A 26,304-nucleotide genomic window follows, 5' to 3' on the forward strand; every position below is an offset into this window, starting at 1 on the left:
CCGCCGGACTCACCCGATCTGCCCTTGCCGACTGGGGAAGAAGACCAGTCGGTACTTACCGATCTGTACCTCGTCGCCCGGCGTCAGCGGGACCTCGTCGATCCGCTCGCGCCCCACGTAGGTGCCGTTCAGGCTGCCCACGTCGGCGACCGCGAAGCCGCCGGCGGTGCGGCGGAACTCGGCGTGCTTGCGCGAGACCGTCACGTCGTCGAGGAAGATGTCGCTCTGCGGATGCCGGCCGGCCGTGGTGCGGTCCGAGTCGAGCAGGAAGCGACTGCCCGAGTTGGGCCCGCGGCGGACCACGAGCAGCGCGGTGCCCGGCGGCAGCGCGTCCACCGCGGCCTGCGCCTCGGGAGTGAGGATCTCGCGGGGCGCGGGTTCCGCGTCCAGCGCCTCGATACCGCTGATCGAGATGGTCGAGGTCTGCTCGGACGCGCGCTCGGCACCCGCACCCAGGCGCGAGCCGCAGTTGGAGCAGAACCGGCCACCGGGCGGGTTGTGATGCCCGCACGTGCTGCACACCACCACGTCGGCCTCCTGACCCGTTCCGGTCGAACCTCGACCTTCGGTCGAGAGTTGCCCGAAACTTATGCGCGCCGTGTGTTCGTGGTCAACAGCGACATGCCCGGCGGTCGCGTCGGACTCGCCGAGCTGCGGAGCGGGTGCGGGAGGGGAGCCGGCGGACGCCCCGTACGGGGTGCCCGGCGGCATGGTCGGCGGGGCGGCCGGCGGGTTGCCGGACCTCCCCGCATCGGCAGCCGGCGCGTCGCCGGAGCGACGGGAACGACCGAACAATTTCGCGAACAACTTCACGGGCGAACCTCCCCGAGAGAACCTGGCCCGCCCGTGGGGCAGGAGGAGTGGGTCGTGGTGATGGACTGCCTACCGCTTCGCCGGGCCGTCAGGAGCCCAGGCTGTTCTGATAGGCGGCCGCGTCCAAGAGCGCGGCCGGTGCGGCGGGATCGTCGAGGCGCACCTCGAACAGCCAACCGTCGCCGTAGGGATCGGAGTTGACCAGCTCCGGTGCACCGTCGAGCGCGTCGTTGACGGTGGTCACGACGCCGTCGAGCGGTGCGAAGAGGTCGCTGACACTCTTGGTCGATTCCAATTCGCCACAGGGCTCTTCGGCCACGACGCGGGTGCCGACCGGCGGCAGCGTGACGTGGGCGATGTCGCCGAGCGCGTCCTGCGCGAATTCGGTGATACCGATCCGCACCGTCCCGGAGATCTCTTCCATGACGCGCACCCATTCGTGCTCCGTCGTGTACGCGAGATCTGCGGGGTACATGCGGACAGCCTGCCCTTCTTGCCTGACGAGTGGTGCACCGACGGCGACCGGCGGACTGATTCTGTCAGGTGTACTCACCCGTTACCGGCGCCCGGTGCCGAGCGAGCGTAACCAGGCTTGTTCGCGGGCCGCAAGGCGTCGATCAGCACCTCCTGCGACGGTGTGACAATGGCGCCGGCCTGCTTCTTCTCCAGGGTCTTCACGACGCCCCCGGGGATGTTCAGCGCGGGCTGGAGATCCTGCGGATTGCCGATCACCTTGAACACGTACGGCGGCAGTACCTTGGTGCCGTCGATCTCGATGTCGCCGGGTGGGGTGCCGTTGAACCAGGTGCCCGCCACCACACGCACGTCGTTGATCTGGATCACCTCGGCGCCCGCCGCGCGCAGCTCCTGGAGCGTGTCCAGCAGCACGTCGCCGCTGACCGTGCGCTGCGGGTCGGTGATGGTCAGCGTGATACCGGGCCCGGTGGCCTTGACGGTGCCCGCCAGCACGCCCAGGGCGTCCGCCTTGGCCGTGTTCTGCTCGCGCGCCTCCTGGACCCGGTCGTTGCTGTTCTGGAGTTGGGTGCGGCTGTTCTCCAGACGGTGCTTCTCGTCCTCCAACCGCCGGGTGCGCTCGCCGAGTTCGTCCAGCACCCGGACCAGGTCCTCCTGCCGCGCGCCGCGCAGCGGGTCCGACTCGGTGTTGGAACGCACCTGGATGGCCAGCCCCGCGCCGAGCGCGAACAGCAGCACCGCGCCCACGAGTTGCGCCCGGCTCACCCGCGGCGGCCAGAACGCGTCGAGCAGCCTGCGCCGACCCGGTTGATCGTCCACCGGGTCGTGCGCGTGCGGCTCGGAAACCGCGTTCGAATCCGTTTCCGGCTCGGGCGTGTCGCGCGCCGCCGCATGCGCTCCCGCGTGCGAGGGCGCATGCGGGTCGCGCGGATCATGCGGACCGGGCGCCGCGTGCGGCCGGTTCACTCCGGCGGACGACGCGGGCACCAGCGGCGGTATCGGCACGCGCGGCGCCCGCGGGTCCGGCTGCGGCCGGACCGGCCGCGGCGTAGGCGGTGGGGTCTGTCGCAGCTCGTGCGCCGACTCGCGCACCGACGCGGCGATCGGCGGGATCTCCGAGGTCACCTCGGCGGCCTGCTCGCGGATGCGTTCCCGGATGTGCCGGCCCTCGTGGTAGAGGTCGACCGGGCGCCGGGTCTCGACCGTGGGCTTGCGCGTGGACGGCGCCTCGGACTCCGCCGCGGGCCCGGGTCGGGGTTCGGGTTCCGGCACCGGCTCGGGTTCCGGCTCGGGCTCGCGTTCGGGCTCCTCGGCGGTGCGCGGAATCCCCAGCTCGCGGGGGTCCTCGTCGTGGCGGGCGTGCCGCCCGCGCGTCTCGTCCGTTTCGTCGGCCATGTGTGACTCCCCGTCAGGCCCGGAAGACGTGCCGGCGGATGGCCGCCGCGTTGGAGAAGATCCGGATGCCGAGCACGACCACCACGCCGGTGGACAACTGCGCGCCGACGCCCAGTTTGTCGCCGAGGAAGACGATCAGCGCGGCGACGACCACGTTCGACAGGAACGAGACCACGAAGACCTTGTCGTCGAAGATGCCGTCGAGCAGGGCGCGCAGGCCGCCGAAGACCGCGTCCAGCGCGGCCACCACCGCGATCGGCAGGTACGGCTCCAGCTCGTGCGGGATCACGGGTCGGGCGAGATACCCGACCACGACCCCGAGGACCAGGCCGAGGACGGCGATCACGGTTTACCCTTTCGTTCGGTCGGCTTGTGCGACGCTGTCGATGAGGCGGCCGGCGGGGCCGAGGCGCTCGGCGACCCGCCGCGACCCGTGGGTGTGGCGGGCGGGGTGCCGGGGGTCGGCTGCGCCGGCGTGCTCGGCGGCGGACTCCCGGGCGCGGCGCCCGGCACCCCCGCGTAGCGCAGCGAAGTGCCCAGCGCGGCGGGCAGCTTCATCTTCTTCTGCGCGCTGATGTTGATCCGGATCCCGTAGTCGTCTTCGAGCCGACGCAGCGCGCGCCCGTCCGCACCGACCATGAACTCGACCTGCATCGGCTTGGCGTTGCCGATCGCCAGGATCGTATAGGGCGGCGCCAGCGGCCGGTTGTCGACCAGGATCGAAGCGCCCGCGGCGCGGATCGCGGACAGCGCGGTCAGCCGCTGGTTGTTGATCGAGATGGCCTCGGCGCCGGCCTTCCACAGGCCGTTGACCAGTCGCTGGAGGTCGCGGTCCAGGATCCGGCCGTTCGCGGCCGCCTCGGCCTGGCGCGGATCGCTCGAACCGTCCGAATTGTCCGACCCCTTGGCGTCGTCCGCGATCACCTTCAGGCCCGGTCCCTCGACCGGGTCGGATCCGGTGAGCAGCGCGAGCAGTTGTACCCGGTCCTTGGCGGCCTTGGGCAGCGAGACCTCCTGGATCGCGTCGACCTCGTCGCGCAACCGCTCGACGGTGGCCGTGAGCGTATCCACCTCGGTCTCGTCGGTGTGGATCCGGTCCACCAGCTGATGGCGCTCCCGCTCGGCCTGCGGAGCGGCCGCGTGCACCTTCATCGCGGCCACCATCAGGATCATCGCGATCAGCGCGACGCCGACCACGGCCAGCACGCGGGCCAGCGGGCCCTTGTTCATCCCCGTGTCGCCGCGCACCGCACGGCGCGCGGTGGCCTCCGCGTAGCCCGCGTCGAGGCTGTTCGTCATCATGTCCACGAGCAGGGACATCGAGGCGTCCGGTCGCCTGTACCGGCTCGTGCCTGGTGTCTCCCGCGATGACATGCGCCCCATCGTTCCATGCCCGACGGAGTGCTCGATGCAGGGTCCGACACCGGTTCCGGCCGCGGATCACGGCAGGCGATCCACGGCCGGAGAAGACCCTACAAGACCGTTACCGGGCCCGCTCGGGCCCGGCGGCCCGAAGGCCCGCGGTCAGTCGCCCGCGTGCTCCACGACCCGGCTCCACTCGTCCAGGAGTTCGTCCGCGGCGTCGTCGTCCGGGCCCTCGGCCCACACGTGGGTGACCGCCTCGGCCGGGTCCGGCAACACCAGCGCCCACCGGCCGTCGGCCTCCACGACCCGGACGCCGTCGGTGGTGTCGATCTCCCGTTCGCCCGCCGCCTCGACGACCCGGCGCATGACCATGCCCTTGGCCGCCCACGGGGTCGGCACGTCCCGCCGGCGCACGTGCGCACGTGGGATCCGCGCGTCGATCTGGCTCAGCGTGAGTTGGGTTCGGGCGACCAGGCCGATCAGCCGGACGAACGCGGCCGTGCCGTCGAAGACGGTGCTGAACTCGGGGATCACGAAGCCGCCGCGGCCGTCGCCGCCGAAGATGGTGTCGTCGGCCATGGCCACCCGCGCGAGGTCGTCCGGCGACGTGGTGGTCCACTGCACCTGGACCCCGTGATAGGCGGCGACCTGCTCGGCGATCCGGGTCGTGGTCACCGGCAGCGCGATCTTCCCGCCGCCGCGCTCGGCCGCGACGCAGTCCAGCAGTACCAGCAGCGCGCGGTGGTCGTCGATGATCCGGCCCCGCTCGTCCACCAGCGACATGCGCTCGCCGACCGGGTCGAAGCGCACGCCGAACCCGGACTTGGAGGAGGCCACGATCTCGCCCAGCCGGGTGAGCCCGTCCTGCCGTTCGTCCGCGGTCTCGGTGGGCCGGGCGTCGTCCAGGCCGGAGTTGACGGTGAGCGCGTCGATGCCCAGCCGGCCCAGGATGCTGGGCAGCAGCAGGGCGGCGTTGCCGTGCGCGGCGTCCACCACCACCTTGAGCCCGGACTCGGGCACGCCGGTGATGTCCAGCGCCTTCAGCAGCGACCCCGAATAACTGTCGAACGGTCGTGCGGGGAAGGTCAGTTCGCCGATCTCGCCGGGGAACGCGCGGCGATACTCCTGGCGCGAGAAGACCCGGTCGAGCTTGCGCTGCGCGGCCTGGGACAGGTCCGCTCCGCGCTCGTCGAAGAACATGATGTCCACCGAGTCCGGCACCCCGGGCGTGGTGCGGATCATGATCCCGCCGGCCGAGCCGCGGGCGGTTTCCTGACGCGCCACCGGCATCGGCACGTTCTCCAGGTCTCGCACGTTGATCGCGGACGTCTGGAGCGCGGAGATGACCGCCCGCTTGAGCGCCCGGGCGCCGCGCGAGTGGTCGCGCGCGGTGGTGACGGTGGCGCCCTTCTTGAGCGTGGTGGCGTACGCGCCGGCCAGGCGCACGGCCAGTTCCGGGGTGATCTCGACGTTGAGGATGCCGGAGACCCCGCGCGGGCCGAACAGGTACTTCTGCCCGCGCGACTCCCAGATCACCGACGTGTTGACGACCGCGCCGGCCTCGATCGTCTTGAACGGGTAGATCCGCACGTCCCCGGCGATCAGGGACTCCTCCTCGATCAGGCACTCGTCGCCGACCACCGCGCCCTCTTCGATCCGGGCGGCGCGCATGACGTCGGTGTTCTTGCCGATCACGCAGCCGCGCAGATTGGTCTGCGGGCCGACGTAGACGTTGTCGTGCACGACCGCCTTGTGCAGGAAGGCGCCGCGCTTGACCACCACGTTGGAGCCGAGCACGGTGTGCTCGCGGATCTCCACGCCGCCCTCGACCTTGGCGTAGTCGCCGATGTACAGCGGGCCCTTGAGGACCGCGTCCCGGTCCACCTCGGCGCCCTCGGCCACCCATACGCCCGGGGAGAGCTCGAAGCCGTCGATGTCCACGTCGACCTTGCCGGTGAGCACGTCGGCCTGGGCCTTGAGGTAGCTCTCGTGCGTGCCCACGTCCTCCCAATAGCCCTCGGCGACATAGCCGTAGATCGGCTTGCCCTCCTTGAGCAGCTTGGGGAACACGTCGCCCGACCAGTCCACCGACACGCCCGCGGCGACGTAGTCGAAGACCTCGGGTTCCATCACGTAGATGCCGGTGTTGACGGTGTCCGAGAAGACCTGGCCCCAGGTCGGCTTCTCCAGGAACCGATCCACCCGGCCCTCGTCGTCGATGATCGTGATGCCGAATTCGAGTGGGTCGGGCACCCGGGTCAGGCATACGGTGACCATCGCGCCCTTGGCCCGGTGGTACTCCACGAGGGCGGTGAGGTCGAAGTCGGTGAGCGCGTCGCCGGAGATGACCAGGAACGTGTCGTCCTTGAGCGCCTCCTCGGCGTTCTTGACGCTGCCCGCGGTGCCGAGCGGGGTTTCCTCGTTCGCGTACGTCAGGGTCATGCCGAGTTCTTCGCCGTCGCCGAAGTAGTTGCGAACCAGCGACGCGAGGAACTGGACGGTGACCACGGTCTCGGAAAGCCCGTGCCGCTTCAGGAGCCGTAGCACGTGCTCCATGATCGGCCGGTTCACCACCGGCAGAAGCGGCTTGGGCATGCTGGAGGTCATCGGGCGCAGGCGGGTGCCCTCGCCTCCGGCCATGACGACGGCCTTCATCGGTCTCGTCCTCCTATCGCGTCACACCACCCGCACCCACGGCTGAACTGCCGGGGCCGGGTGGCGTGCCTTCTGTACGTGGTGATCGCCCGGGTCTCCGGCGATCCCTGCGCTTACCCGGCGGTCGCCCTGCGACTCGCCTTGTCCGCGGCCACGAGGCGTTTGGCCTGGGCTGCGTAGAGGACTCCTGCCCACCAGTACAGAGCGGTACCCCACCAGGCGAACGCCCATCCGAAGATGGCGGCGAGAGTTGCGACACGTCCGGTGCCGTCGCTGAGCAGCAGTAGCGGAAACGCGTACATCAGATTGAAGGTGGCGGCCTTGCCGACGAAGCTGACCGAGAGCGCGCCGTAGCGGTGTCGGCGCAGGATCAACAACACCACGCCCATGAACAGCTCGCGGCCCAGGATGATCGCGGTCAGCCAGATCGGCAGGATCTCGCGCCAGGTCAGGCCGACCAGGGTGGCCAGGATGTAGAGCCGGTCGGCGGCCGGGTCCAGGATCGCGCCGACCTTGCTGACCTGGTTCCACCGGCGGGCCAGTTTGCCGTCGAGGTAGTCGCTGACCCCGCTGAGCATGAGCAGCGCGAGTGCCCACAGGTCGTGCTTGGGACCGCCGAACTCGGGCGCCAGGATGAGCCACAGGAAGACCGGGACGCCCAGCAGGCGGGCGAAGCTCAGTGCGTTGGGGATGGTCAGGACCCGGTCGCTGGGAGCGTCCACGCCGCCCTCCCGGGGGTGCGGCGGTGCCGCGTCCACGTGGGCCTCCACGGGACCTCTGCTTTCTGCCGGTGGGCCTGCTCGTTCTGGGTCCAGCTCGTTCGGTATGCGGTATCCAGCCTAGTGACGCGCGGATCCGCTGCTCACCGGGTCCGGATCCGCGGCGACGGGCGGGGGGATCGGCTCGGCGAGGGTGGGCAGCGGGGTGCGGTCGCGCAGGATGCGCCAGGTCAGGATCAGGGTGAGGGCGATGCCCGCGAAGAGGTAGCCGTTGCCGAGCAGGAACTCGATCGGTGTCCAGGTGCGTTCCCGGTCGTCGTCCCGGGGGGCGAGCCAGATCAGGCCCCAGGGTTGCAGGGTCCGCGAGCCGTCCCAGTTCCCGAACAGATCCAGCCGCATCGGCCAGGCGGCGAAGAACACGAAGAAGGTACCGGTCAGCCACCACCACAGCGGCCGGGCGCGGGTCCGCGCGGTGTGCGCGAGCAGGACGAACGCGGGCACCACCCAGACCCAGTGGTGCGACCACGAGATGGGCGACACGAACAGCGACAGCCCGCCGGTGATCACCACGCCGACCAGTTCGTCCCCGCGCAACGAGGCACGTGCCGCGGCCACCAGGCCGAGTACGCAGAGCAGGACGCAGAGCAGGAACCACAGCGCCGAGGCCGCCCCGCCGTCGCCGAGCATTCGGGTGAACATGCCTTGTACGGACTGGTTGTTGAGGGTGCCCACGCTGAGTTTGCTGTTGACCTTGCCGCTGATCGACACGAGGTGCGTCCAGTAGTAGACGGACGCGGACGGTGCGGCGACCAGGCCCACCACGATGGTGGCCAGGAACGCGCCACCGGCCACCGCGGCGGCGCGGAACCTGCGGGTGATCAGCAGGTAGACGATGAAGATCGCGGGCGTGAGCTTGAGTCCGGCCGCGATGCCGACCCCGATGCCCTTGTATCGGCGGCTGTCCGGGAGCCCGAGGTCGAGCACGATCAACGCCAGGAGCAGCAGGTTGACCTGCCCCCAGACGAGCGTCCACTCGACCGGCTCCAGCCACAACACCACGGCGAAGGTGGCCGCGCTGACCCCGAACCGACCCGCTCCGCGGCGGTAGCCGAGCATCCCCCACGCGGACCAGACCACCGCGAACAGGGACAACAGGTTCACGATCGCCATGAACCACTTGAGTCCGGCGAAGCCCAACGGCAGCAGGACGTAGAAGAGCAGTCCGGAGAACGGCGGATAGATGAACGGCAGCTTGTTGGTCCAAGAGCCGTAGTTCTCGGTGTAGATGTCGTCGCCGTGGCGGAACTCGTGTGCGGCGTCGTGGTAGACGCTCAGGTCGAGCATGTGCCACATGTCGCGGCGGCCGAGGTAGGTCCACAACACCCACAGGCCGAGCGACAGCACCATCAGCAGGCCGCCGATCAGGGCGACGCGACCGGGCCGACGGGCTTCCCGGCTGCGCTCTTGCCCGAACGGGACGCGGGGCGCGAGCGTCAGGAGCTCGCGGCAGGAGGTCACGAGCACGTGGGGGAAGGACATGTCGGTCGGGGACTCCACAACTGCACGGTTCAATGGGCGCCTGGCCGGGGTGGCGCCGGGTCAGGATATCCACACGGTGGATCGGCCCCGCCCGGTGCCTGGTTGCGGGAACCGGCGAATGCTCCCGGACGCGGCCCGGACCCCGGCCGGAGCCGGGGTGGTGCGGCCCGGGGCCGTTCGGCCCTGCGGTTCCGGCGGATCGAGCGTAACGGCTTCGGTGGTGCGACTCGCCCATTTTCGTCGGCTCGCCGGCGCTCCCACCACGATCGTGATCGGCGCGGGGAGCCCGGCGAGAGTGTACGCGTCGGCGAGCACCCGATGGCGAGGGCCGGCCACACCGGGCCTGGCGGGGCAACCGGTGGGTGAAGCGGATCGCACGTCCACGATCGTGCGCCCGCCGGCCCGGCGGACCCGTGGGTCGCCGAGCCGGCACAGGGTGGCCGGTCGGGTCGGCGCGAGCGCGAGGCGGGCGGCGACCGATGTCGCGATCAGGACCGCGGCCGGCGCCGGGAGACGTCCGGGCGAACGCCGGGTGCGCCGTGACGTCTTGGGCATAAACCTGATCGCGCCATCGGACGCGCCTGATTGCTCCGCACTACTTCATGTGCGTCATATCGTTGTGCTTTTCCGATGATTACCGGGTGTTGGTACGGTTCGGCCGTCTACGCCCGCTTCTCCCCCGGCTTCGCCTCCTGCTTGTCCTCCTGCGCGCGGGCCCGCGACCGACCCACCTCGGCGTAGAAGCGGAGCACGTCGAGGTCGTCCACCGAGCCGGGGTTGACCGCGTCCTCCAGGCGACGGCCCTGGAGCAGCTTCTTGACCGGGATCTCGATGCGCTTGCCGGTGAGGGTGTGCGGCACGCCGGGCGCGGCGATGATCTCGTCCGGCACGTGTCGCGGCGAGACCTCCTCGCGGATCACCGTGCGGATCCGGTTCCGCAGTGTGTCGTCGAGCGTGTGTCCGGGGGCGGTGACCACGAACAGCGGCATCCAGTAGCCGCCGTCGGGCAGTTCCAGGCCCACCACGAGCGACTCGCGCACCTCGGGCAGGCGTTCGACCGCCTCGTAGATGTCGCTGGAGCCCATCCGCACGCCCTGCCGGTTCAGCGTCGAGTCGGAGCGGCCGTGCACGACGATCGTGCCGCGCTCGGTGAGCGTGATCCAGTCGCCGTGTCGCCACACGCCCGGGTAGGTGTCGAAGTAGCTGGCCCGGTAGCGCTCGTCGTTCGGGTCGTTCCAGAAGTACACCGGCATCGAGGGCATCGGTTGGGTGAGCACCAGCTCGCCCACCTCCTCGACCACCGGCCGGCCGTCCTCGTCCCACGCCTCGACCGCGCAGCCCAGCGCGCGGCACTGGATCTCGCCCAGGTACACCGGCAGGTCGGGGCTGCCGCCGACGAAGGCGCTGCACACGTCGGTGCCGCCGCTGACCGAGGCCAGCCACATGTCCGTGTCCACCGCCTCGTAGATCCAGCGGAAGCCGTCCGGCGGGAGCGGCGAACCGGTGGTGCCGATGCCGCGCAGCCGGCTCAGGTCGTGCGTGAGGCGCGGGGTCAGTTCCTTCTTGCGGCAGGCCATCACGTACGCGGCGGAGGTGCCGAACCAGGTCACCTCGGCCCGCTCGACCACGGTCCACTGCGCCTCGGGGCCGGGGTAGCCGGGGCTGCCGTCGTAGAGCACGATCGTGCTGCCCGCGAGCAGGCCGCCGACCAGCATGTTCCACATCATCCAGCCGGTGGAGGTGTACCAGAAGAACCGGTCGCCGGGGCCCAGGTCGAGCTGGAACGCGGCCTGCTTGAGGTGTTCGAGCACGATGCCGCCGTGGCCCTGGACGATCGCCTTGGGCAGGCCGGTGGTGCCGGAGGAGTACAGGATCCACAGCGGGTGCTCGAAGCCGACCTGCTCGAAGTCGAGGTCGGCGGCGGACACGTCCCGGCCGATCGCCTCGGCCCAGGTCAGCACGTCGGCCGGGGCCGGCTCGTCGAGCAGCGGCACATGCAACACGTGTCGCACGGTCGGCAGACCGGCGCGCAGATCGGCGACCACGTCGGCGCGGCGGACCTCCTTGCCGCCGTAGCGGTAGCCGTCCACCGCGATCAGCACGACCGGCTCGATCTGCTGGAACCGGTCGAGCACGCTGCGGGCCCCGAAGTCGGGGGCGCAGGCCGACCAGACCGCGCCGATGCACGCGCACGCGAGCAGCCCGATCACCGCGTGCGGGGTGTTGGGCACGTAGGCCGCCACCCGGTCGCCCGGTCGCACGCCCAGCTCGCGCAGGGTGGCCGCGCAGGAGGCGACCTGACGGCGCAGCTCGGCCCAGGAGATCTCGCGGGGGAGCAGTTCCTCGTCCAGGTGGACGATCGCGGCCCGCTCGGGGTCGCCGTCCTCGACGTGCCGCAGCACCTGCTGCGCGTAGTTGAGGCGGGCGTCGGGGAACCAGCGGGCGCCGGGCATGGTCCGATCGGCCAGCACCACCTCCCGGTCGCCCAGGTCCAGCTCGAACCAGTCGCACAGCGAGGCCCAGAACGCCTCGGGCTCGGTGGTCGACCAGGCCCACAGTTGTGCGTAGTCCTCGGCCCGGACGCCGCGTTCGGCGCCGAGCCACTCGCGATACCGGGTGACCGCTGCGGCGGCGACCCGTTCGGCCGAGGGCTGCCACAGCAGCTCGGCCTGCTCGCTCGATTCCGTCATGTCGTAAGTCCCCTCCGCGCGATGTGCCCCCCGACCCTGCCATCTCCCGCCCCGGCGCGCATCCCCCGGGCGGGTCGCGAAAGGATCTTCGTGGCCACTCTGGACGCGCCGCGCCGGACGCGGGATGTTACCGACGGGAAACAAGTCCGGCAGAGGAGGCCTCGCATGCCCGGCACGCACGGCATCGGCACCGACCGCGAGCGCGTCGCGGAGCGGCTGCTCGCCGCGTCACACGCGCACGCTTTCGACCCGATCACCGACATCGACTGGGACGCGCCGCTGGTCGACGGCGCGTTCTTCCTGCCCGCGCACCGGGTCAGCCTGTACGGCACGCCGATCTGGGAGCGGATGAGCGAGCGGCAGCGCATCGACCTGTCCCGGCACGAGGTGGCCTCGATGGCCAGTGTCGGCATCTGGTTCGAGGTGGTGCTGATGCAGTTGCTCATCCGGCACGTCTACGACCGTCCGCTGACCTCGCGACACGTGCAGTACGCGTTCATGGAGATCGCCGAGGAGTGCCGGCACTCGACCATGTTCGGCCGGTTGATCGAGAAATTGGACTGCCCCGAGTACGGGCCCGGCCCGTACGCGCACGCGGCCGCGCGGGCGATGAAGACGTTCGGTTCGGGCGTGCAGGCGTTCGCGATGGCGTTGATCGCGGAGGAGGTGCTGGACACGATGCAGCGCGAGATGACGGCCGACGAGTCGCTCCAGCCGATCACCCGGCAGACCGCGCGCATCCACGTGATCGAGGAGGCCCGGCACGTGCGCTACGCCCGTGACGAGGTGGCCCGGGGCGCGCCGCACATGTCCGGGGCCGAGCGGGCGATCACCCGCCTCGCGCTGGCCCGGGCCGCGCACATCATCGCCACCCGTCTGGTGCATCCGGGGGTATACGCGGCGGTGGGCCTGGACCCGGCCGCGGCGCAGCGGGCGGCGCGGGCGAATCCGTATCGGCTGGACACCCTGGGCCACTGGTCGCGGCGGCTGATCGCGTTCTACGACGAGCACGGTCTGCTCGGCGGGCCGGGGCAACGGCTGTGGCGGGCCTCGGGACTGATGGGGCGTCGGATATAGCGGCCGAGTGCGCATCCGCCGCGCGGATGTGACCGTAAATACCCCGGTCGGGTTGGCGCCCGGAACTGACGATCCGTCAGACTGTGGTCCGTACACACATCGGACGAGACGGCCAGACGAGTTGGAGGGCCCCGTGACGAAGGACCACAAGCCCGTGGTCCCCGGTTGGTTCACCACGTCCGGGGAGGACTTCTCCCTCCTCGGCACCCGGTGTACCGCCTGTGGGACCGTGTTCTTCCCGCGCCAGGAGACGTTCTGCAGCAACCCGGCGTGCGCCGGCACCGAGTTCGCCGAGGTGCCGCTGTCCCGGCGTGGCACGGTCTGGTCCTACACGAACGCCGGCTACCGCCCGCCGGCCCCGTTCGTGTCCGACCCGGACACCGAGTGGCAGCCGTTCACCATCGTCGCGGTGCGCCTGGAGGCCGAGGGCCTGATCGTGCTCGGCCAGGGCGCGCCCGGGGTCGGCGTGGACGACCTGAAGGTGGGCGTCGAGGTCGAGATCGTGCCCGGCGTGCTGTACGAGAACGACGAGCACGTCTACACGACGTGGAACGTGCGGCCCGTGGAGGTCAAGGCATGAGCACCGACCGCGAGATCGTCGTCCTGGGCGCGGGCATGCACCCGTGGGGCAAGTGGGGCCGCAACTTCGTCGAGTACGGCGTCAAGGCCGCCCAGGACGCGCTGAAGGACGCCGGGCTGGCCTGGCAGGACATCCAGTTCGTGGCCGGCGCGGACACCATCCGCAACGGCTACCCGGGCTTCGTCGCGGGCGCCACCTTCGCCCAGGCGCTCGGCTGGACCGGCGCGCGCATCTCCAGTTCCTACGCGGCCTGCGCGTCCGGCTCGCACGCGATCGCGAGCGCCCGCGCGCAGATCCTCGCGGGCCTGTGCGACGTCGCGCTCGTGGTCGGCGCGGACGCGGCCCCCAAGGGCTTCTTCGCGCCGGTCGGCGGCGACCGCCCGGACGACCCGGACTGGGTGCGCTTCCACGTGCTCGGCGCCACCAACCCGGCCTACTTCGGGATGTACGCGCGGCGCCGGATCGACCTGTACGGCGCCTCGGTCGAGGACTTCGCCCGGGTCAAGGTCAAGAACGCGCGCAACGGGCTGGCCAACCCGAACGCGCGCTACCGCAAGGCGTTCACCCTGGAGGACGTCGCGGCCTCGCCGATCGTGTGCGACCCGCTGCGGCTGATGGACATCTGCGCCACCTCCGACGGCGCGGCGGCGGTGGTGTTGTGCAGCAAGGAGTTCGCCGCCCGGCACACCACGTCCCCGGTGCGGATCTCGGCGGTCTCCACGGTCACCCCGACCTTCCCGAGCGCGCTGATCGAGCTGCCCGACATCGCCACCGACTCCTCGGTGGCGGTCGCGCCGAACGAGTTGTCCTTCCGGGCGTCGCTGGCCCACGCGGCCTATCAGGAGGCGGGCATCGGCCCGGAGGACCTGAGCCTGGCCGAGGTCTACGACCTGTCCACCGCGCTGGAACTGGACTGGATCGAGGACCTGGGCATCTGCGCGCGCGGCGAGGCGGAGAAGCTGCTGCGCGACGGCGCGACCGAGATCACCGGCCGCATCCCGGTCAACGCCTCCGGCGGCCTGGGTTCGTTCGGCGAGGCGGTGCCGGCCCAGGCGATCGCCCAGGTCTGCGAGCTCACCTGGCAGTTGCGCGGCGAGGCGGGCGAGCGCCAGGTGCCCGGCGCGACGGTGGGCATCACCGCCAACCAGGGCCTGTTCGGGCACGGTTCGTCGATCATCGTCACCCGGTAGAGCGCACTCGGATCCATCGAAACGGTCCCGGGGTCGGCGGGGTTCTCGGCACTGCCGATCCCCCTCGACTCCGGGATCGTTTCCGTTTCAGCGGAGGGTTTGTATGGGATTTCCGGACGGTATCGGCGTGGTCGACCTGCTGATGGGCCTGCCGAACCGCGATCGGCGCTGGTGGGCCACCGCGATGGCGGGCACGTTGCGGGACCAGGACAGCCGGACCGGGATGACCCACCCGGCCGGGTACATGTTCAAGGACCTGCCCGAGATGGAGCGCACCGACTCCTCGGCCGAGGACCTGCTGCGCGAGATGGACCGGTTCGGCGTCGAGAAGGCGCTGATCCCGGTCTCGTTCGAGGACCCGGACACCCTGGAGGCGGTCCGCCGGCACCCGGATCGGCTGCTCGGCAGCTTCCAGGTCGACCCCACCGACGTGATGGCGGGCGTGCGCGGTCTGCGCCGGGCGCGCGAGGAGGCGGGGGTGGTGGCCGCGACCTTCTTCCCGTGCGGGTGCACACCGCCGGTGCCGATCGACGACCGGTTGGCCTATCCGCTCTACGCGACCTGCGTCGAGCTGGGCCTGCCGGTGTTCGTGAACGCGGGCATCCCCGGCCCCCGGGTGCCGGCCGCCGCGCAGGAGGTGATGCGCTTCGACCGGGTCTGCTACGACTTCCCCGAGCTCACCGTGGTGATGCGGCACGGCGGCGAGCCGTGGTGCGACCTGGCGGTCAAGCTGATGCTCAAGTGGCCCGGGCTGCACTGGTCCTCGTCGGCCTTCGCGCCCAAGCACTACCCGCGCGCGATCGTCAACTACGCGAACACCCGCGGGGCCGACAAGATCCTGTACGCGGGCTACTTCCCGTACGGCCTGACCCTGGATCGCATCTTCGCCGAGTTGCCCGGGGTCGGGTTCAAGGACAAGGTGTGGCCGAGGTTCCTGCGCACCAACGCGCTGCGGGTCCTGGGGTTGTGACCGGGCGGGCCGGGCCGTCACCGCGCCCGGGGCGCCAGCGCCAGTGCCGCCCGGATCGGGTCGGCGTCGGGGCGTGGGTCGACGATCGCCAGGACCGGCACCGTGACGCCCGCCTCGACGTAGCGGGCGATCCCGGCCCGGCAGCGGTCGGGGCTGCCGTGCACGATCAGGTCGTCCAGGACCGCGTCGGGGACCAGGTCGAGGGCCCGTTTGCGGTCGCCCTCGGCCCAGGCCGCCCACATCGGCGCCAGTTCCTCGGCGCGGCCCAGCCAGCGGTGGAACTCGGCGTAGACCGGCACGGTCAGGTAGCTCGTGATCATCCGCCGGGCGATCGCCCGCACCGTGTCCCGGTCCTCGATCGGCACCACGAAGATCCGCGCGACGATCTCCTTGTCCGGCCCGCCCTCGTGCACGTACGGCACCACCCGCTCGACGTCCGCGGCGGAGAGCCAGTTCAGGATCGCGCCGTCCGCCTCCCGCCCGGCCAGCCGCAACATCCCCGGGCGCAGCGCCGCGACCAGGATCGGCGGCGGGCTCTGCGGCGGCCGGGACAGCCGGAAGCCGCGCACCGAGAACGTCTCGTAGTCCCGACTCACCTTCTCCCCCGCGAACGCCGCGCGCAGGAACCGCACGGTGTCGCGCACCCGCTGGTACGGCCGGTCGAACCTCGCCCCGTTCCAGCCCTCGACGATCGGCGCGGACCCGGCGCCGATCCCCAGGTGGAAGCGCCCCGGAGCCACCTCGGCGAGCGCCGCCGCGGTCATCGCCAGCGTCGCGGGGCCGCGGGTGTACGGCGAGACGATCGCGGTGCCCAGGCGCACGTTCGGATCGGCCAGCGCGGCCACGGTGAGCGGGGTGAAGCCGTCCGGGCCGTCCACTTCGGCCGACCAGAAGTCCGTGTAGCCGGCCGCGCACAGTTCGCGCAACAATCGCGGCTGGTCGGCGAGCGGCGCGTTCAGCGGAACGGTGATGCCGTATCGGGACTGGCTCATGCGTGCTCCTCCGCGGTCCTGATGGTTGATCAGGACTACCACAACCGGCCGGATACCTGATGTACCGTCAGATTCCATGTCGACCCTGTGCCTCAACACGTTCGCCTTCTCGCCGTTCGCCGGGACGAAGGAACCCCCGTCCCTGCCCGAGCTGTTGGCGGCGGTGCACGACGCCGGGTTCACCGCGATCGGCCTCGACGTGTTCTCCGTGCTCGGCTACGGTCGGCCGCTCGCCGAACTCGCCGCCGAGGTGGCGGCGGCCGGGCTGCGCTGTCCGGAGATGCTGGGCTTCGTGGTCGACGCGGACGAGGCCGCCGCGTTGGCCGGGGCGCGGCAGGTGGCCGAGGCGTGCGCGGCGTTCGGCGCCGACTTCGCGCTCGGGATGGTCATGCTCGCGCCCGACGCGCGCTGCGCGGACCTGTTCGCCCGCTGCGCCGAGATCATCGCGCAGGCCGGGGCGCGCGCGGCGGTCGAGTTCCTGCCGTTCACCCCGGTCGCCACCATCGCCGACGCCCGCACCCTGGTGGCGCACGCGGGGACCGCGAACTCCGGTGTCCTGGTCGACGCGTGGCACTTCTTCCAGGGCGCGGACACCTGGACCACGCTCGACGCGCTGCCGGTCGCCGAGATCGCCTACGTGCAGATCGACGACCACCCCGAACTGCTGCCGCCGGGCGCGGATTTCTACACCGAGTGCATGTCGCGACGGGTCTTTCCCGGCGAAGGGGTGTTCGAGCTCGGCACGTTCCGGGACGCGCTGCTGACCAAGGGGTACGACGGGCTGGTCAGCGTCGAGGTGATCAATCCTGGGCTGGTCGGGCTCGGCGCCGCACCGTACGCACGCGCCGCGCGGGCGGCGGTGGCACGGCACTGGGCCTGACGAGCGGGCCGATCACCTCGATCCGCCGTCACAACCCCTGATCGGGCGCGTCCCGCGGTGCCGTGGCCTGGAAGGCCGCGAACAGCGGTACGTAGCCGGACGCGTCCATCACCACGCACGCGAACGGCCGATCGAAGGCCACCAGCCGCCGCACCGGTTCGGGCTCGTGGCTCATCCAGTCCAGCGTGACCGTGGTCAGCGCGGTGGCCTCGACGCCCTCCTCGGCGATCCGCAACAGCGACTCCTGGACCACCTGGTCGATCCGCACCGGCTCGTCCGTCATGCCGCCGAAGTCCGCGTCGTCGGTCGACGCGGTCCGCACCCCCAGGTCGATCAAGTGCGGCAGCACCTCCAGCCGGGTGCGCAGCTCGAAGCGCGGCAGCCGCACCTCGACGTCCTCGCCCTCGTACGCCTTTCCCGTGTCGCGCGGCGCCCACGCGGCGGTGATCACCGACGCCGGCGGCGCGTGCTCCGGGCCGAGCGCGAACCGCACCCGGGCGGGCTGCTCCCCCGCGCACACCAACTCGACCACGGTGACCTCGCCGTCCCGGCCGGAAATCGTCCACACCTGGGAAGCCGGCACCTCGCGGTGCATCGTCGGCACCGGGGTACGGGTGCCGTCGGCGGCGTGGAAGTGCCGGTCGTGCGTGCGCACGACGTCGAACTCCTCGTGCCAGCGGGCCCGCAGCGCGAGCGCGTTGACCAGGACCACACGCGTCCACGCGTCGAGTTCGACGGGTATGCGCTCGATCAGCCCGTCGGTGGCCCGGGCCACCCACGCGTCCAGCTCGGCCTGCGCCCGCAACGCGCCGAACCCGATGCCCGGCAGCGCCGCCCGGAATCCCTCGCGCAGCGGCACCGCGCTCCACACCCCGGTCGCCACCGCGAGCGCCTCGGTGCCGGCCAGGTCGCGCGCCACCGCGCTCACCACCGGCGCCGACTCGCGCCACGCCAGGCCGACCAGATCGGCGAGTTCCTCCGCGGTGTCGCCCTCCGCTCCGGTGGCCACCGCCGCGAGCGCGAGCCACAGACCGGTCGGCGAGCACACCACGTCGCCGCCGGCCCCCCGCACCCCGGGGTCGCTCAACATCGAGTCGAGCCAGCGCGAGGCCAGCTCCCGCACGGTGCCCGCGTGTTCGCGCAGAGCCGGTTCCATCTGATCACCCTCGTCGTCGCCGCGTCGTCGCCGCCCGGAACTGTTCGGTGTCCCCCGGCCGGCCGGATGTATGCCTCCCGACCGTAGTGTCGTGCGTCATGAACGACTTCGGCAGGGACCTGGAGCTGCGCAGGCTGATCGACCGTCAGGCCATCCACGACGTGGTCCTGCGCTACTGCCGGGGCATCGACCGGATGGACCTGGACGCCGTCCGCGCGTGCTACCACCCCGACGCCACCGACGAGCACGGCAGCTTCATCGGGACGGTGGACCAATACCTCGCATGGATCGGGCGATTGCTCCCCCGGTACACCTCGACCATGCATCTCACCGGCAACCACCTGGTGGAATTCCGCGACGACACGCCCGATCTCGCCCGTTCGGAGACGTACGGGACGGCCTTCCATCGCAGCGCCGACCCGGCGCCCAGCGGCAACCTGATCACCGGCTTCCGCTACATCGACGACTTCGCCCGACGCGAGGGCGTGTGGCGGATCGCCCGCCGGGTGGCCGTCACCGAATGGGTCCGGGTCGACGACGCCGCCGGACAGTGGCCGGTGCCCGAGGGCATGCGCACGGGCCGACGGGACCGCACGGACGCGGTGTACGCGCCCTTTCCCGCCGGCCCGGCCGGCGCCTTCGACCCGTCCGGCCCGCCCGACCCGCGCTAGCCGATCGGCTCCGCGGCGGTCTCGGGCGGTCGGCGAAAGACCCGGGTCGCGTGGATCTCGCCGACGATCTGCGGCGCGTCCGGATCCTGCGGCACCGGCAACCCGGGCCGCAGGTGCTCCTCGACCGAGATGTACTTGAGCCCGGCACGCAGGTCCGCATCGTTGCGCAGCCGCACCACCAGCGGGAACTCGGCCAGTGCGGTGGTATCGAACAGGCCCGTCGTGTACACCAGTTGCACGCCGAGCGCGTCCGCGACCGCGCGCTGCAACTCCAGCAGATAGGACGCGTTGGCCCGCCCGATCGGGTTGTCCAGGAACAACGTCCCGGCGTGCCGGTGCCGGGCCCGACCACGATCGTTGCTGCGCAGCGCCGCCATCGTGCAGTACAGCGCGATGGCCGCGGTGAGCAGTTGCCCGCCGGAGAACACGTCGCCCATCTGCCCCACCGGCACCCGCTCGGCCCGCAGCACCGAGTCCGGCTTGAGGATCTCCACCTGCACCCCGCGCGGGCGCAACGCCGCGTGCACCCCACGCAGGAGCAGCGTCATCCCGTCCCGACGCACGCCGCCGACCGTGCCGTCCCGGCCACGCTTGATCGTGCGCGTCGCCTCGTCGACCACCTCGCCCAGCGCCTCCACCAGGCCCGCCGCGTCCGGCTCGTCGAACCGGATGCGCAGGAACTCCTGGCCGGACCACTCGCCGAGTTCCTCCGGCAGGCGGGACAACCGCTGGGCCGCGCGCAGCGTGGTCAACGCGGCCTCGACCATGCCGCGCATCCGGTCCACGATGCTGTCCCGGTTGCGCTCGATCTGGCGCAGTTCGTCGGTGAGTACGCGCAGCCGCGGTGCGAACGCGGCCGACCACGCGGGCGCGTGCTCGGCCAGCGCGGCCGGCGGCAGCTCCCGGATCTGCTGCCGGGCGGGCATCCGGACCTGCTCGAACCGGGCCGCGCCCGCGTGCCGCACGAGCGTCTCGGTCCGGTCGCGGACCTGGGCCTCGGCGGCGGACAGGTCGGCCGCGGCCGCCCGCAGCGCGCGCCGACACGTGGTCGCCGCGTCCCGCGCGTCGGCGACCGGGCCCGCGAAGGGGATGGCGGGCGGCTGCTCGGGGTCCACCGGCACGGCCGGCAGCGTGTCCGTGAGCGAGGCGGCCACCTCACCGAAGGCGCCCGCCGCGTGGTCGGCGTCGGTGTGCTCGCGGGCCAGCCGGCCGTGCGTCTCGCGGGCCCAGGTCAGCGCCTCGGTCCGGGCGGCGTGCTCGGAGCCGGCGGCACGCAGCAGTTCCAGCGCGTGCGCGCCGTCCCGGGGCCGCTGTTCCTCGGGCAGGTCCAGGTGATGCTCGCGGCCCTCGGCCGGCGCATGCCGCTCGACCTCGCCGCGCAGTCGGCCCAGCAGTTCGCTGGCCGCGTCGGCCCGACCCTCCAGGGTGCGTACGTGATCCTCGGCGCGGCCGGCCGCGGCCAACCGGGACGGACCGTCGGAGCCGTCGAAACCGTCCAGGAGCTCGGCCGCCTGACGACGCACCTTCGCACTGAGCCGGTCCAGCGTGCTCTGCGCGGTGGACTCCTCGCTCTCCGCCCGGGCCTGCTCGGCGCGCAGGTCGGCGCCCACGCCGACCTTCTCGTAGAGCGCGCGGGCCGTGCGGTACGCCTCACGCAACGCGGGCAACGACGCACGCGCGGCGGCCTCGTCGGCCGGCACGTCGGCGACCTGCTCCTCCAGCGCACCGGTGATCTCGGCCCGCTCCTCACGCAGCGCCCGCGCGGTACGCCGGGCGTCGTCGGCGGAGCGCTGCGCCTGCCGGCGGTCCTCGTCGGCGGTCCGGGCCAGCGTACGGTCCGCCTCGACGCCCGCCTCGTGTTCGCCGGTCTCCTGTTCCAACTCGCGAATGCGGCGCCCCCAGCCGGCCCGCTCGCGCAGCCGAAAGGCCAGCCCGGCCAGCGCGTCGGCCCGCCGGCGCGCGGTCTGCGCGGCGTCCATCCGCCGATCGCGGCGATCCACCGCCTGCGCCCGGGCCTGCTCGGCGCTCACCGCGGCGATCTCCGCGGCCTCGCCCGCGGCCTGCGCGGCGGCCAGTTCGAGCCGCGCGTCGGTGACCGCCTCGAACAGCGCGTCGAGCCGCCCTGCCGGACACGCGGCCCGCCAGGTCGCCAGCCGCCCGGCCAACGCCCGGTCGCCCTCCAGGCGCGCGGCCCGCACCCGGATCGCCTCCTGCCGCTCCCCCGCCCGGCGGCGCAGCGCGTCCCGCTCGGTGTCGGCGGCGCGCTCGTCGTGCATCGCCGGGTTCGGCGGCACCAGGAACGTGTCGGGGCGGTCCGGGCCGGGTTCGAGCAGCGCCTGTGGCGTGCCCACCGCGACCGCCGAGCGCGGCAGCAACGCGGCCTCGGCGAGCACCTCCGCGGCCCGGCCCATCGCGTCGTGCATGGTCACGATCACGCCGTCGACCAGCTCGGGCCGGGCCGCAAGCACCGCCGAGTGCCGCTCGGCGGGCACCGACTGGGCCAGGTAGCGCCAGCCCGGCAGCGCCGGAATGCCGTGCTCGCCCAGGAGTTCGACCGCGGCCAGCACGTCCGGTCCGGCGGGCAGCAGACCGCCGTCGCCCAGCGCACCCAGGATCCGCGAGTCGTCGGCGGCGCCGGTGCGCAGTTGGAACAGGGTGCGCTCGCCGTCGGTGACCGCCTCGGCGAGCAGTTCGCGCAGCACGTCGGCGGCCCGGTCGAAGGCCCGCGCGGCCTGCTCGCCGACCGCCTCCTCCGCGTCGGGACCCAGCAGTTCGCGCACCCGCGGCTCGGCCGCCAGCGCCGCCGCGTTCGTGTGCACCGCGGCCAGGTCGGCCTCGGCCACGCCCAGCCGGTCCGCCGCCCGCGCCGCGACCAACTCGGCCCGCCCGCGCGCCGACTCGGCCTCGCGCACTCCCGCGGCGAGCTGTTCGGCGCTCGCCCGGGCCTCGGCCCACGCGGCGGCGGCCTCCTTCTCCTCGTCCGAGGCGTGCGCGGCGGACTCGGCCGGATCACCGTCGTCGTCGAGCCAGCCCGCCTGCACCGCGAGGTCGAGCTCGGCGCCCACCTCGGCGAGCCGGCCGCGCAGGTGCGCGGCCTCGCTGCGGGTGCGCTGCGCCTCGGTCGCCGCGGTGGTGGCGGCCCGTTGGGCCCGCTCGCCGCGCTCCTGCAACTCGGCGGCCCGGCGCTCCTCGGTGTCCGCCCGGCCCTCGGCCCCGGCGGCGGCGGCGTGCAGCGCCCGCACCAGCGCGCCGGCGGCCTCCTGGCGGGCGGCCAGCGCGGGCGCCGCGTCGCGTTCGGCCGCCCGGATCGCCACGTCCACCCGCTCCGCGCGGTCCACCGCCGCCCGGTGCCGCAGCACCGCCTCGGTGGCCAACCAGGCCGAGTGCAGCCCGCGGGCGTCGCCCAGTTCGCGCTTGAGCCGCGCGGCGTCCTTCTCCGCGCCGGTCAGCCGCATCCCGGCGTGCCGGTGGGTGATCTCGGCGGTGACCAGCGCGGCATGCGCCCGGGCCCGGTCGGCGGCCTCCACCGCGGCGCTGGACTCGGCGGCCCGGCGGGCCAGTTCGGCGGCCCGTTCACGCTCGCGTTCGGCCCGGGCGCCCAGTTCGCGGCCGAGGCCGCGCGCGGTGTCCTCGGCGCCGCGATGCGCCGCCCGCACCCGGGTACGCCGGCCGGCCGCCTCGCCCACCGCGTCGAGCAGTTCGACCGCGCCCTCGACGAAGTCCCGCTCGGCGGTCAGTTCGGCCCGCTGGGCGAGCTTGACCGCGAACCCGTCGACCAGGTCGGCCAGCCCGTCGGTGTCGGCCGGATCGGAGACCGCGCGCAGCAGCAGGTCGACGAAGTCCGCGTCGTTCTTGACCGCGAACAGACCCGCCGCCTCACCCTCGTCGGCGTTCATCTCGCGCTGGTAGCGGAACAGTTCGGGATCCAGGCCGAGCGCGTTCAGGTGCTCGATCCAGCGGTCGTGGATCTCCTCCCACACCACGTCCACGTCCGGGTAGACCTTGTGCAGTTCGCTCATCGCGTCGCGGAAGCCGCGCATGGTCCGCCGCCGCCCGCCGACCTGCACCGGCAGCCCGTCCAGGGTGAGCCCGGGGCCGGGCCGGAACGAGTACCAGCTCTCGGCGAACTTGCGCGGGTCCGAGGAGACCTGGCGCCCGCGCCACTCGCTGACCTTGCCGACCACGACCGTCTCGCCGGTGAGCACGTGTTGCCATTCCAGCGCGACGTGCCCGCAGTCGTCGGCGAGCAGGAACTTGCGCAGCACGCCCGAGCTGGCGCCGCCGAGCGTGTTGCGGTGTCCGGGCAACATCACCGAGAAGATCAGCTTGAGCAGGACCGACTTGCCGCCGCCGTTCTCCAGGAACAACACGCCCGCCGGCGCCGGTCGGCGCGGCGGCCCGACCGGCTCGCCCTCGAAGAGCTGCGCCTGCCTGGGCGCCGGATCGGGCACGGGCGCACCGACGCCGCGCAGGTCGAGCACGGTGTCGGCGTAACGCGCACCGGCGGGCCCGATGGAAAACAGGCGGACCCGGGACAGCTCGTACATCGGCGGTCAAATCTCTCTGGTCGAAGCACAGGACAAGACATCACACAAGGGAGGATCGTCCGACGGACGATCTCCCGGCGGGGAAAACACCCGACGGGCGGGGCACCCGGCGCCCGCAGGCCGCACACGACGGACCGGGTTCGCCGCCGGATCGGCCCGAAACGGCCCGGCCCGACGCCGCGACGACCGGGGGTCAGACCCCGTGGAAGGGCAGGCCGGCGCCGGGCGCCAGCTCGCCGCCGTCGATCGCGGCGGCCAGCAGACTCGGACTGCCGTCGGTGACCGCCACCACACCCAGCTCCAGCAGCTCGGACATGGCCGCCGAACCGGCCGTGTCGCGCACCTGGAGCTGATAGCGGGCGGTGCTGCGGTACGTACCGCCCGCGTCGTCGGAGACCCGCTGCAAAAAGCCCGAGTCGACCAGGAACGCGACCGCCTTGGCCACGATCCCGATGGTGGACGCGGCCAACCTGCGGGCGTCCTTGGTCGCGCCGGTGGCGCTGCGCCGGGCGTAGACCCGCCAGGCCGCCTCCAGGCCGGGGCCGTCCACCTCGGGGTCGCTGATCTCGCCGCGCTGCTCGGCGCGTTCCTCCAGCCGCAGGCAGGCCTGGCGCACGAAGGCGTCCACGCCGTGCACGCTGAGCCGGCCCACGTAGGCGTCGTCGGCGAGGTCCTCGGGGCGCGGGAAGGCCATCGCGGCCACCGCGAGGTGGGCGAGGCCGTGCAGGAACCGGTCGGCCGACTCGGTACCGGCCCGGCGCGCGTAGTCGCCCATCCGGACCGCGAACACCGAGTCCTCGCCGGCGGTGACCGCCATCCCGGCGCGCGGCGACACCTCCAGCACCACCAGCCCCAGCCCGGCCGCGACCGCCCCGGCCAGCGCGGCGAAGCGCGGGTCCTCCCGGTGTCTGCGGATCAGGTCGCCGTACTCGGCGTCGCGCGCGGGCAGCAACTTGGGCTGGAGCCCGAAGGCGACCAGCCGGGCGGCGTCGCCGACGTCGGCCGAGGTGATCGGCGCGGCCTCGGTGACCGTGTCGTGGTTCATGCGGGGGTGGGCCCTTCCGGCTCGGGTCGCGCGCCGGTCAGGACCGCCGTGCCGATGATCAGGTCGGCGCCGCCGACCTCGTGGTCGTCGAGTTCGGTGCCGTCGTCCACGGCCACCAGGAGGGTGCGATCGCCCTGGCGCAGCGCGGTGCCCACCGGCGGGGAGGCCGCGTGGAAGGCGAGCAGCGCGACCAGGTAGCCGAGGTCGGGATCCCCTTCGCGGGCCTCGGCGAGCAGCCCGGAGAGCCGGCGCGGCGTCTCCGGCGGGATGTCCAGGAGCCGGGCCGCCGCGTCGTGCTGGCTCTCGCTGTAGCGGCTGTCGTCGGGGGTGAGCGAGACGTCCGGCTCGGGCAGTTCGGCGCCCAGGTGGTCGCGCGGCGCGGGCGGGGTGAGCAACATCTCGGTCAGGTCGTGCAGCCGCACCGCGACCGGCGTGCGCAGCCCGGTGCCCGCGGCGAAGAACCGGTCGCTCACCCGCCGCGCGTCGCCGACCGGCAACTCCAGGAGCGGGCCCAGCAGTTGCCCGTAGAGGTCGAGCCCGGTGCGGGTGCTCGGCGCGGCGAACGCCTGCCGGTCCTGCTCGGCCCGGAACAGCGGGCCGGCCTCCATCAACCGGGTCTGCAACTGGGTGTGCCGCCGGATGCAGTCCTGCACGATGTCGACCAGTTCGGCCGCACCGCGTTTGCGCTCGCTCTCCTCGGCCTCGTCCCGGGCCCGCCGGATGTTGATCAGGATCGCGTTCTCGTGCCGGTAGCGGTCGGCGACGTGCTCGAACGCCTCGTCGATCAGGTCCGGCACGCCCTGCAACCAGTCCACCGCGCGCACGTTGCGCCGGGTCGCGTCCAGCGCGCGGCGCAGCGATTCGGCGTACTGCACGGTGCGGTAGCGGGCCTGTTCGGCGGCGAACCTGGCCTCGGCCAACCGGCCGCGCCGAATCAGGTGTTCGAGCTTGACGTCGGCGGCGATCTGGGCGCTGGTGACGTCGGTGTCCAGTGCGCCGACCAGGACGTTGATCGCCTCGTCGGTGGCGCGCAGAAAGATGTGCCCGTCCGGGCCGGGGACCTCTTCGAGCAGTTTGAAGTCGTAGTCGCGGCGGATGTATTCACCCTCTCGGGTCCACATCCCGTAGACCGCGCGAAAGCCGCGGTCCACGCTGCCGACGTTGATCAGGTTCTCCAACACCCAGCGCGCGACCCGTTCGTACTCGGCGGGGTCGCGCCCGGGGGCCTGCGCGGCCACCCGGGGGCGGAGCCGGGCCACGATCTCGTCGTGGTCGGCCCCGGTGTCGAAGTCCATCGTGATGGTGACCAGGTCGATCGCGCTGAGACCGAGCTCGGCCATCGCGTAGACGGTGTACTCGCCCGCCAGGTTCGCCTTGCGCGCCTCGAGGTCGTGCAGCGGCGCGGTACAGGCGAGGGCCTTGAGGCGGCGGGCGAGCCCCTCCTCGGTCACCCCGGAGCGCGGGTGTGCCGCGCCCGGGGGCAGCGCCGGGCCGGAAGTCGGCGGCGCTTCCCCGGGCAGGCCGGCTCGGGCGGGAACGGTCATGG

The 26,304-nt window shown here is 72.5% G+C and carries 20 protein-coding genes; 6 read left to right on the forward strand and 14 right to left on the reverse strand.

Annotated elements, in window-relative coordinates:
• Nucleotides 1-9 precede the first annotated feature (9 nt).
• The 9 genes from ACH4U8_RS19950 to ACH4U8_RS19990 all read right to left on the reverse strand — a co-directional run bounded on the left by ACH4U8_RS19950 (nt 10) and on the right by ACH4U8_RS19990 (nt 11,650).
• Nucleotides 10-528, reverse strand: coding sequence for an FHA domain-containing protein (locus ACH4U8_RS19950; protein WP_360306191.1), 519 nt, complete (start codon nt 526-528; stop codon nt 10-12).
• Between the two features lie 373 nt (nt 529-901).
• Complete coding sequence (gene gcvH, locus ACH4U8_RS19955) at nt 902-1,288, reverse strand: glycine cleavage system protein GcvH (RefSeq protein WP_360306193.1); 387 nt, start codon at nt 1,286-1,288, stop codon at nt 902-904.
• 74 nt (nt 1,289-1,362) lie between these two features.
• Nucleotides 1,363-2,253, reverse strand: a complete 891-nt coding sequence (locus ACH4U8_RS19960) for a DUF881 domain-containing protein (RefSeq protein WP_395779528.1) — start codon at nt 2,251-2,253, stop codon at nt 1,363-1,365.
• A 442-nt stretch (nt 2,254-2,695) separates the two neighbouring features.
• A complete protein-coding gene (locus ACH4U8_RS19965; RefSeq protein WP_020548716.1) occupies nt 2,696-3,028 on the reverse strand; it encodes a small basic family protein in 333 nt (110 codons plus the stop codon).
• Entirely contained in the window at nt 3,025-4,002 is a 978-nt protein-coding gene (locus ACH4U8_RS19970; protein ID WP_360306195.1) for a DUF881 domain-containing protein, read from the reverse strand. The genes ACH4U8_RS19965 and ACH4U8_RS19970 overlap by 4 nt, the downstream gene beginning before the upstream one ends.
• Nucleotides 4,003-4,206: 204 nt before the next feature.
• Entirely contained in the window at nt 4,207-6,702 is a 2,496-nt protein-coding gene (locus ACH4U8_RS19975) for a sugar phosphate nucleotidyltransferase (protein WP_395779069.1), read from the reverse strand.
• A 113-nt stretch (nt 6,703-6,815) separates the two neighbouring features.
• Nucleotides 6,816-7,424 carry a CDP-alcohol phosphatidyltransferase family protein gene (locus tag ACH4U8_RS19980; protein ID WP_395779071.1) on the reverse strand — a complete coding sequence of 203 codons (609 nt, stop codon included), beginning with the start codon at nt 7,422-7,424 and terminating at the stop codon, nt 6,816-6,818.
• Nucleotides 7,425-7,541: 117 nt separating this feature from the next.
• Entirely contained in the window at nt 7,542-8,978 is a 1,437-nt protein-coding gene (locus ACH4U8_RS19985) for a glycosyltransferase 87 family protein (RefSeq protein ID WP_395779073.1), read from the reverse strand.
• 644 nt (nt 8,979-9,622) lie between these two features.
• Nucleotides 9,623-11,650, reverse strand: coding sequence for an acetoacetate--CoA ligase (locus ACH4U8_RS19990; protein WP_395779075.1), 2,028 nt, complete (start codon nt 11,648-11,650; stop codon nt 9,623-9,625).
• A gap of 165 nt (nt 11,651-11,815) precedes the next feature.
• Between ACH4U8_RS19990 and ACH4U8_RS19995 the strand changes: the two genes are divergently transcribed.
• The 4 genes from ACH4U8_RS19995 (at nt 11,816) to ACH4U8_RS20010 (ending at nt 15,467) form a co-directional block, all read left to right on the forward strand.
• Entirely contained in the window at nt 11,816-12,727 is a 912-nt protein-coding gene (locus ACH4U8_RS19995) for a diiron oxygenase (protein WP_395779077.1), read from the forward strand.
• A gap of 133 nt (nt 12,728-12,860) precedes the next feature.
• Complete coding sequence (locus ACH4U8_RS20000; RefSeq protein WP_360306207.1) at nt 12,861-13,307, forward strand: zinc ribbon domain-containing protein; 447 nt, start codon at nt 12,861-12,863, stop codon at nt 13,305-13,307.
• Nucleotides 13,304-14,497: a lipid-transfer protein gene (locus ACH4U8_RS20005; protein ID WP_360306209.1), complete on the forward strand. Its 1,194-nt coding sequence runs from the start codon at nt 13,304-13,306 to the stop codon at nt 14,495-14,497. Before ACH4U8_RS20000 ends, ACH4U8_RS20005 begins: the two co-directional genes overlap by 4 nt.
• Before the next feature lie 103 nt (nt 14,498-14,600).
• Nucleotides 14,601-15,467, forward strand: a complete 867-nt coding sequence (locus tag ACH4U8_RS20010) for an amidohydrolase family protein (protein WP_395779079.1) — start codon at nt 14,601-14,603, stop codon at nt 15,465-15,467.
• A gap of 17 nt (nt 15,468-15,484) precedes the next feature.
• Here ACH4U8_RS20010 and ACH4U8_RS20015 read toward each other — a convergent pair whose 3' ends face one another.
• Nucleotides 15,485-16,459 carry an LLM class F420-dependent oxidoreductase gene (locus tag ACH4U8_RS20015; RefSeq protein ID WP_395779081.1) on the reverse strand — a complete coding sequence of 325 codons (975 nt, stop codon included), beginning with the start codon at nt 16,457-16,459 and terminating at the stop codon, nt 15,485-15,487.
• Between the two features lie 76 nt (nt 16,460-16,535).
• Here ACH4U8_RS20015 and ACH4U8_RS20020 point away from each other — a divergent pair, with 76 nt between their 5' ends.
• Nucleotides 16,536-17,339: a sugar phosphate isomerase/epimerase family protein gene (locus ACH4U8_RS20020; protein ID WP_395779083.1), complete on the forward strand. Its 804-nt coding sequence runs from the start codon at nt 16,536-16,538 to the stop codon at nt 17,337-17,339.
• A 28-nt stretch (nt 17,340-17,367) separates the two neighbouring features.
• On the opposite strand, the gene ACH4U8_RS20025 is transcribed toward ACH4U8_RS20020, so the two are convergent.
• The gene (locus ACH4U8_RS20025) at nt 17,368-18,495 is read right to left on the reverse strand and encodes a serpin family protein (RefSeq protein ID WP_395779085.1); all 1,128 of its coding nucleotides are present in this window, start codon (nt 18,493-18,495) and stop codon (nt 17,368-17,370) included.
• A gap of 98 nt (nt 18,496-18,593) precedes the next feature.
• On the opposite strand from ACH4U8_RS20025, the gene ACH4U8_RS20030 reads away from it, so the two are divergent.
• Nucleotides 18,594-19,166, forward strand: a complete 573-nt coding sequence (locus ACH4U8_RS20030; protein WP_395779087.1) for a nuclear transport factor 2 family protein — start codon at nt 18,594-18,596, stop codon at nt 19,164-19,166.
• Here the strand turns inward: ACH4U8_RS20030 and ACH4U8_RS20035 are convergent.
• From ACH4U8_RS20035 to ACH4U8_RS20045, 3 genes are all read right to left on the reverse strand, one after another.
• The gene (locus ACH4U8_RS20035; RefSeq protein WP_395779089.1) at nt 19,163-23,713 is read right to left on the reverse strand and encodes a hypothetical protein; all 4,551 of its coding nucleotides are present in this window, start codon (nt 23,711-23,713) and stop codon (nt 19,163-19,165) included. The genes ACH4U8_RS20030 and ACH4U8_RS20035 overlap by 4 nt on opposite strands.
• 193 nt (nt 23,714-23,906) lie before the next feature.
• Nucleotides 23,907-24,758: a hypothetical protein gene (locus ACH4U8_RS20040; RefSeq protein ID WP_360306223.1), complete on the reverse strand. Its 852-nt coding sequence runs from the start codon at nt 24,756-24,758 to the stop codon at nt 23,907-23,909.
• Entirely contained in the window at nt 24,755-26,302 is a 1,548-nt protein-coding gene (locus tag ACH4U8_RS20045) for a hypothetical protein (protein WP_360306225.1), read from the reverse strand. Before ACH4U8_RS20045 ends, ACH4U8_RS20040 begins: the two co-directional genes overlap by 4 nt.
• Nucleotides 26,303-26,304: the final 2 nt, after the last annotated feature.

Origin of the sequence: Embleya sp. NPDC020886 (assembly GCF_044333915.1) — a bacterium.
Taxonomy (GTDB): Bacteria; Actinomycetota; Actinomycetes; order Streptomycetales; family Streptomycetaceae; genus Embleya.